The 7,221-nt window shown below is 67.0% G+C and carries 8 protein-coding genes; 4 read left to right on the top strand and 4 right to left on the bottom strand.

Translation table 11 applies throughout. The annotated features are described in order from the left end of the window. The coding region (locus NTX40_02915; GenBank protein MCX5648040.1) for an anthranilate synthase component I at positions 1 to 274 on the bottom strand (274 nt) is incomplete at its 3' end. 72 nt (positions 275 to 346) lie between these two features. Further along, positions 347 to 1,105, bottom strand: coding sequence for a TrkA C-terminal domain-containing protein (locus NTX40_02910; protein MCX5648039.1), 759 nt, complete (start codon positions 1,103 to 1,105; stop codon positions 347 to 349). A gap of 323 nt (positions 1,106 to 1,428) precedes the next feature. On the opposite strand from NTX40_02910, the gene NTX40_02905 reads away from it, so the two are divergent. The 3 genes from NTX40_02905 to NTX40_02895 all read left to right on the top strand — a co-directional run bounded on the left by NTX40_02905 (position 1,429) and on the right by NTX40_02895 (position 4,828). Next, positions 1,429 to 1,644: a type II toxin-antitoxin system HicB family antitoxin gene (locus tag NTX40_02905; protein ID MCX5648038.1), complete on the top strand. Its 216-nt coding sequence runs from the start codon at positions 1,429 to 1,431 to the stop codon at positions 1,642 to 1,644. Positions 1,645 to 1,880: 236 nt separating this feature from the next. Beyond that, entirely contained in the window at positions 1,881 to 2,330 is a 450-nt protein-coding gene (dut, locus tag NTX40_02900) for a dUTP diphosphatase (GenBank protein MCX5648037.1), read from the top strand. Positions 2,331 to 2,428: 98 nt separating this feature from the next. After that, positions 2,429 to 4,828, top strand: coding sequence for a DNA translocase FtsK (locus NTX40_02895; protein MCX5648036.1), 2,400 nt, complete (start codon positions 2,429 to 2,431; stop codon positions 4,826 to 4,828). 116 nt (positions 4,829 to 4,944) lie between these two features. Here NTX40_02895 and NTX40_02890 read toward each other — a convergent pair whose 3' ends face one another. After that, the gene (locus NTX40_02890) at positions 4,945 to 5,520 is read right to left on the bottom strand and encodes a hypothetical protein (protein ID MCX5648035.1); all 576 of its coding nucleotides are present in this window, start codon (positions 5,518 to 5,520) and stop codon (positions 4,945 to 4,947) included. Between the two features lie 56 nt (positions 5,521 to 5,576). Here NTX40_02890 and NTX40_02885 point away from each other — a divergent pair, with 56 nt between their 5' ends. After that, positions 5,577 to 6,281, top strand: a complete 705-nt coding sequence (locus NTX40_02885) for an MBL fold metallo-hydrolase (GenBank protein MCX5648034.1) — start codon at positions 5,577 to 5,579, stop codon at positions 6,279 to 6,281. A 461-nt stretch (positions 6,282 to 6,742) separates the two neighbouring features. Here NTX40_02885 and NTX40_02880 read toward each other — a convergent pair. Next, positions 6,743 to 7,221, bottom strand: a 479-nt coding sequence (locus NTX40_02880; GenBank protein MCX5648033.1) for a hypothetical protein, incomplete at its 5' end; no start/stop codon positions are given.

The raw sequence follows: 7,221 nt of genomic DNA, 5'->3' as shown, positions 1-7,221 counted from the left end.
ACTCGCTCCGCGTCACGCGGTCGCCCTGCTCCACCTCCACTCGCCGGCCCCACGCGCGGATGGTCTCGCGCGGACGCACGCCCAGGAAGGTGTACCGCGCGACGCGCTCCAGACCGACGACGCTCTCCAGGAGGAATCCCTGCTCGTCCTCGTCCAAGAGTTTGCGAAACGCCATGACCGGCGTCAGGTGGTCCGAAAGGAGCGTGCGGTAGACGGGGATCGTATTGCCCTGGCGGGCCATCGCCAGGAACTCATCGCGTGTTGGTTCGTACATACATCCTCCACACGGCGAAGGCCGCTAGCCGCTTGCGGCTCAGCGGCAGTATACCATCCCCCCGCCCGACCGTCACGTCCCTTGCGGAGGCGTCTCGGGCGGCTCGGGCGTTTCGGGGATCTCGGCGGGGCCCGCTCCCGTAAAGTCGTGCATCCGCGCCACCTCGCCGTAACAGACCAAGCGGTCGCCCAGGCGGATGCGTTCGCCGGCGGAGGGGCTCGGCAGCGCCTCTTCGCCTCGCCGGATCGCCAGCACCAGGATGCCGGCGGCCCGGAGGTCGGCCTCGGCCAGCGTTTTGCCGGCGCACGGCGAGGCGGCCTCGACCCGGATCTCCGCCACGCCATGCCCTTCGGCCAGGGTGAGCACCTCGGCCACGGGCCGCTCGCGGAGTTTCAGGCGGCTTGTCAGTTTCTCGTTCACCCACCGGTTCCACCGCCGGGTCAACCCCTGCGACCGCAGAACCAGGTAAAGCAGCAGCCCGCCGATGAGGAGCACCGCCACCGCGATGCCATACTCCAGGTACCATTTTTCGACCGTCCTCGCGACGGCCGCAAACGAGCCCACCAGAAGGCTGATCAGCGTCACGATGACGACGTTGCCGAACACCATCAGGAAGCCGACGATGCGGCGGCGGCGCGGGTCGGCCATGATCAGTTCCGACTCGCGCGTCGTGAAGCCCGTTCCGGTGACCGCCGAAAGGGCCTGGAAGTCCGCGCGCGATGCCTCCAGCCCCGTCAGGCGCAGCGCGATCGACCCTCCCTTGACCACCAGGATCGTGATCCCTACCACCAGGAGCATGAGCACGAGCAGCGGAACGGAGATAAACCACATGGCACGTCCTCCCGAATGAGCATTTGCTGTCGGCCGACACTATAGCCTCGCCGGGACGCCAAATCAACCGGCCGAGTCGCGTACGAGCCGGGTGCGGGCCTGCCCGCCATAGCCCGCAGGGCGGCGGCGGGAGCACCCGGCTACACCCGATCGGCCGTGGCATGTGCCAAGTCGGGGAGCATGGCCGGCGGCTTCCGCCGCCGGCTCGCAAAGCAGCGCGAGGGGCAAGCCCTCGCGTATCAACTCGCCATGGGAATCCAAGGCGCTGGACGCGCTCCGGTCGCGTGGTATAATAATGATGAAGAGACCGGGAGGGTAATGCAATGCACAACGAGTTCACCGCCGTCATCGAAAAGGACGGTCCGTGGTACATCTCCTACTGCCCGGAGATTCCGGGCGCTAACGGCCAGGGGCGAACCAAGGCCGAGTGCTTGGAAAGTCTGCGCGAAGCCGTTCGCCTGATCCTCGAAGACCGCCGGGAGCAAGCGCTGCGCGGCGTGCCCGCCGACGCAAGCAAAGACATCATAGCCATTCCATGAAACGCCAAGCGCTCCTGCAACACCTCCGCCGCCATGGATGCTGCCTGAAGAAAAAGGGGACGGGAGTATTTTGTGCGAAGCACCCGATGCTACTCTGCGAAGTAGCGAAGTGCTACTTCGCTACGAAGCACGAGAGGGCCGTTCCGGCAAAATACTCCCGTCCCCTTTTTCCAGTAAGGCGGCCGGGGCGAACCGTCCGATAACCCGCGAGTTTGCTTCAAGGAGGCCGATTCCGTATGCCGATAACCCTTCTGGTCCGACGAAAAGCGGGCTGTGAGGATCTTCCCCTGCCCCGATACATGAGCGAGGCGGCGGCGGGAATGGACGTCTGTGCAGCCGTTGACGAACCGATCGCCCTTGAGCCGGGCGACGTCAAACTCGTGCCGACGGGATTGTTTCTCGCCATCCCCGAAGGCTACGAGGTGCAGGTCCGGCCGAGGAGCGGCCTGGCGCTCGCGCACGGCCTGGTGGTCGTCAATTCGCCCGGCACGATTGATTCGGATTACCGCGGCGAGGTGGGCGTCATCGTCGGCAACGTCGGACGCCGGCCGTTTACGATCACGCGCGGCCTGAGGATCGCTCAACTGGTCGTCGCGCCGGTCGCGCGGGCGGAGGTCCGGCTCGTGGAGGAGTTGCCCGACAGCCGCCGCGGCGACGGGGGCTTCGGCTCAAGCGGCACGCATTGAGCGCCTCTAACAATGGGTGGCACGGCCGGTCTTGCCCGGCCGTGGGCGGACGCACGGCGGGACAAGGCCCGCCGTGCCACACCGGAAGCGAGGTGCCCGTGGACCGGATCAGTCTCGGCAGAAAAGTTGCGGCCGTCGTCACGTTCTTCGCCGCCCTCTTTCTCATCACCAGCGTCCTGACGTTCAACCCGGCGGACCCGCCCTCTACGAGCGTCTGGCCGCCCAACGACCCGGTGTGCAACTGGTGCGGGCCCGTCGGCGCCCACGTCGCCTACCGGCTCTTCTGGGCCCTCGGCGACGGGGCCTATCCGCTCCTCTTGTTTCTCGTGGCGGCGGCGTTCCTCTGGCTCTCCCAGAAGGGCGTCCAGGACAAGGTCTTCCGCGTCACCGGCGCCTTGCTGCTCCTGGTCGCCGTCTCGGTCATGTCCGCCATGATCAAGACCGAGGCGCGCCTGCCGGAATCGAACGGCGGCGTCCTGGGCCTCTCGATCTGGCGGTTCCTCGAGCCGGGCCTGGGCAAGTTCGGCCTGGTTCTCTTTCTCGTGCCGGTGGGCCTGGTGGGTCTTCTGCTCCTGACGGACACGTGGTGCATCCTGCTGCCGGTCGCGATCTACAAGTTTTTCAAGTGGATTACCGGCCGCGCGCGGGTTCCGGTGAAGCGTCTGGCGTCGGCGGCGTTCACGGTCGTCCGGCCGGTGGCGTCGGCGTCGGGAGGCTCGGGCGCCGTGGCCGAAGCGGCCGACGAGGAGCCGGACGTCCGCCGGGCGCGACGTGCGAAGCCCGAGGAACCGGTCGCCGACGAGGAGGAGCGCGAGGAGGCCGAGGAAGACGCCCCGCCGCCACGCCAGGTGATCATCCGCCGCACGCATCGCCCCGCCGAGGAGGAGGAACAGGAGGAGTTCGCGTTCACGCCCCTCCCCTCCACGCCGCGGAATCAGGACTATCAACTTCCGCCGACCGACCTGCTGGAGGATGCCGCCCACGACGGGGACACCGACCAGGAAGCCTACGTCCGCCAGCAGGCGGAGGTGTTGACGCAGACGCTGCGTGAGTTCGGCATCGAGGCCCGCGTCGTCGCCATCGAGACGGGCCCCGTCATCACGCAGTACGAAGTGGCGCTGGCGCCGGGCGTGAAGGTCGGCAAGGTGATCGGCCTGTCGGACGACATCGCGATCGGCCTGAAGGCGCCGAGCGTCCGGATCGTCGCTCCGCTGCCCGACAAGGACACGATCGGCGTCGAGGTGCCGAACACGTTGCGCCAGATCGTGCGATTCAAAGAAATCATCCTGGCGGCCCGCGACGCGACGGGGCGCATGGGCCTGCCGCTGTTCCTCGGCAAGGACGCGACCGGCGATCCGCTCGTCAAGGACCTCGCCGTCATGCCGCACCTCCTCATCGCCGGGACGACAGGCAGCGGCAAGAGCGTCTGCCTCAACGCCATCATCATGTCGCTCCTGTTTACGCGGACGCCCGACGACCTGAAATTCGTGCTCATCGACCCGAAGATGGTGGAACTGTCGGTCTTTAGCCGCCTGCCGCAACTCTTGTGCCCCGTCGTCAACGACATGCGCAAGGCCGAGGCGATCCTGGCCTGGCTCGTCGAGAAGATGGACGAACGATACCGCCTGCTCTCCCAGGCCCGGGTCCGCAACATCGCCCAGTACAATCGCCTCTCGCGCGACGACATCATCGAACGCTTCGGCGCGGCGAACGAGGCCGACCAGGCACGCCTCATCTACCACATGCCCCACATCGTGGTCGTCGTGGACGAACTGGCGGACCTCATGATGGTCGCCGCCAAGGAAGTCGAGATGCACGTGACGCGGCTGTCGCAGAAGTCGCGCGCCGTCGGCATCCACCTGGTGATGGCGACCCAGAGGCCGAGCGTCGACGTCCTGACGGGCCTTATCAAGTCGAACCTCCCGATCCGCATCTCGTTCCAGGTGGCGACGCGCGTCGATTCGCGCACCATCCTCGATTCGATGGGGGCCGAGAAACTCCTCGGCGCCGGCGACATGCTCTTCATGACCCCCGGGGCCCACAAGTTCGTCCGGGCCCAGGGCGCGTTCGTCAGCGAGCAGGAGATCCAGGCCGTCCTCGACTTCGTCACGAAGGAAGCCGAGCCCGCCTTCCAGAGGGAACTCGTCCAACTGAAGGCCGAGGACCAGGACACTGATGACGCCGAGGACGACCTCTTGGCCCACGGCGCGGACGACGAACTCTACGACCAGGCTGTCGAGATCGTCCTGGCGAACGAGCGAGGCAGCGTCTCGCTCCTTCAGAGGCGATTGGGCGTCGGTTACGGCCGCGCCGCTCGCCTCATCGACCAGATGGCCGAGGACGGCCTCGTCGGCAATTACGCCGGCAGCCAGGCCAGGGAATGCCTGCTCACACTCGAGGAGTGGGAGGCGCTGAAGAAGCGCGGAGGCCGCCACGCCGCCACCCCCGCCGCACACGCCGAATCCGACGAGGAGGACGACCCGCCGGACGACGAGTAACCACCGCCGATACGCAAGGCGCGCTTGCAAGCGCGCCTTCGACTCCGGAGCCGCGACTGCCCCCTACCGCGGCTCCGGCCTTTTACGCTGGCCGTGGGGCCTGAGGCACAGCCTCCCTACCAACCGAAGAGTTCCGCCAAGCGGCGGTTGTTTTCCTCGGGCGCTCCGTCGCCGCCCGCCAACCCTTCGCTTGCAACGCAGACGAACCGCGCGCCGTCGTGCACGTACGTATTGATGAAACCGTAGTGACCGCCGCAGGCTTCGTAGGCAACGAGACGGGGACGACCGTCCTCGTCCTTCGGCAGGATGCGGAACGGTCCAGCGACGAAATGGCCTAAGTACCTCCATCCGCCCTCGACGGGCGCGAACACCAGAAACGTCCAGAACCTCTGCGGAACATCTACCCGAATAAAGAGTTCGCAGACACCGTCGCCGTCAAGGTCGCGGCGTTCCTCGACCAGGCCGTCTCCGACCACAATCCGGCCCCATTCGTCCACGACCGGCCCTTCGATCGGCCCATCAGCAAACTGCTCCAGGGTCCACCGCCGGGGATCGGCAATCGTCGCGTCCCACGTCAGGCCACATTTTACAATATGCCAATCGCCTCGCTCCCGCGGCGCGACGCCGGCTGGCCTTTCGCACGACGAAATGCTCAGACAGGCAACGAGCAGCCCCACCAGGTCATACCGCATGCCACGCCTCCCGGCAGCCGAGGATACGGCTGGAAAGGCGTTGCGCCAAACCTATAATGGCGACTTCCGATGCGATGGTCTGGGAGCACACGATGGAGATTCAGCCGTTCGTTCTCGGCGGCTACGGGGTTTCGGCGTACGTCGTCACGGCCGACGGCGAGGCCATGGTCATCGACGCGCCGGAGGGCGCCGAGGCCATCGTCGCCTTCTGCGACGCCCGCGGCCTCGTGCCGCGACTTCTCGTCAACACCCACGGCCACGCCGACCACATCTACGCGAATCGCCTCCTGAAAGAACGCTGGCCGGACCTGGCCATTGCCGTCGGCGCCGGCGACGCGCGGCTCCTGGGGAGTCCCATGCGGAACCTTTCGCCGCTCATGGGCGCCTGGGTCAAGAGCCCGCCGCCCGACCGCTTGCTGGAGGACGGCGACCGCATTGAACTTGGGTCGGTTTCGTTCGAAGTGCTTGCGACGCCCGGCCACACGAAGGGCGGCATCAGCCTGTTCTCGGCGGACGGGCCCGGCGGCAGGCCCGTCGTTTTCACCGGCGACACGCTCTTCGCGGGCGGCATCGGCCGAACCGATTTCCCCGGCGGCAGCCACGAGACGCTTCTGGAATCCATCCGCAAGCGGCTGCTCGTGCTCCCGCCGGAAACGGTCGTCTATCCGGGCCACCCTGGCACGGCCACGGGCCGTGCCGTGGCCGGCGGACCGCCCACGACCGTTGCCGAGGAGGCCCGCACCAATCCGTTCTTGCTCTAATTCTACAACGCGATCCCGGCGCGCCGGGATCGCCAAGAGCGCAGAGATAAGATATTCTTTTGCTCCGTCGAAAACATCCGTTGATGTCTCCCTCTCCCTCGATGGGAGAGGGAGGGGGTGAGGGTGAAAGGCCGTTCCCTTCCTCCTTTTGCGGTTCCTTGTTCGATATTCGTTATTCGTCGTGTCTTTGCCCCACACCCAACCCTCGCCCCCAACGGGCGAGGGAGAACAAAAGCCGTAGCGCGGGGGTTTATCCCCCGCGCCTTGCTGCGCGGGGCACAAGGCCCCGCGCTACGACCAGCCAGCGCCCCGCCCCGAAAGGGGTCCAACATGGACAGGGACAAGCGGGGCGGCGAACCCACCGCGCAAAACTTATGTAACCCCGCTAAGCGGTGCGCAGCGCAAAAAAACGCGGCCCGGAGTGTGCCGCGAGCAAGTCGCTTCGTTCGCCGGACCGACGCCTACGGCGTTTCTTCTTTCATGAGCAGCAGGTTATCCACCAGGACGCGAGCGCCGCTGATCCGGAGGCCTGCCAACCCCCTCAGGAGCACCGGGCACCCCGCCTGGCCCGTGTCCGTCCACGCCACCTGCCAGCCGCGCGGCTCGTCGGTGTCGCTCCGCCACGCCTTCCCGGCCACGCTCACGCCGTCGTCCATCTGCTGGACGCGGATTTTCATCGTGTACCACCACCCCTCGGCAGGCGGCTCGCCCAGGTGCATGATCGCCTGCACGGGTTCCAGCAGGAGCCGCTCGCGGCGCGCCCCCGCCTGGCCGGCGCGCCCCTCCGTCGCCGCGAACCGCTTCACCAGGCGCAGGCGCCGCGGCGACAACTCCAGGATGTAGCCCGAATCGTCCGCGCTGCGGCATGCCACGGCGCCGATCGCGTAGTCGCCGCGCGACGCTTCCACCTTCACGTCCACCTGGAGCGTGTAGTTCCCCC

The sequence above is a fragment of the Planctomycetota bacterium genome (assembly GCA_026387035.1).
GTDB lineage: Bacteria > Planctomycetota > Phycisphaerae > FEN-1346 > FEN-1346 > JAPLMM01.
Note: the sequence above shows the minus strand (reverse complement) of the source record. Positions and strands in the feature narration are given on the sequence as shown.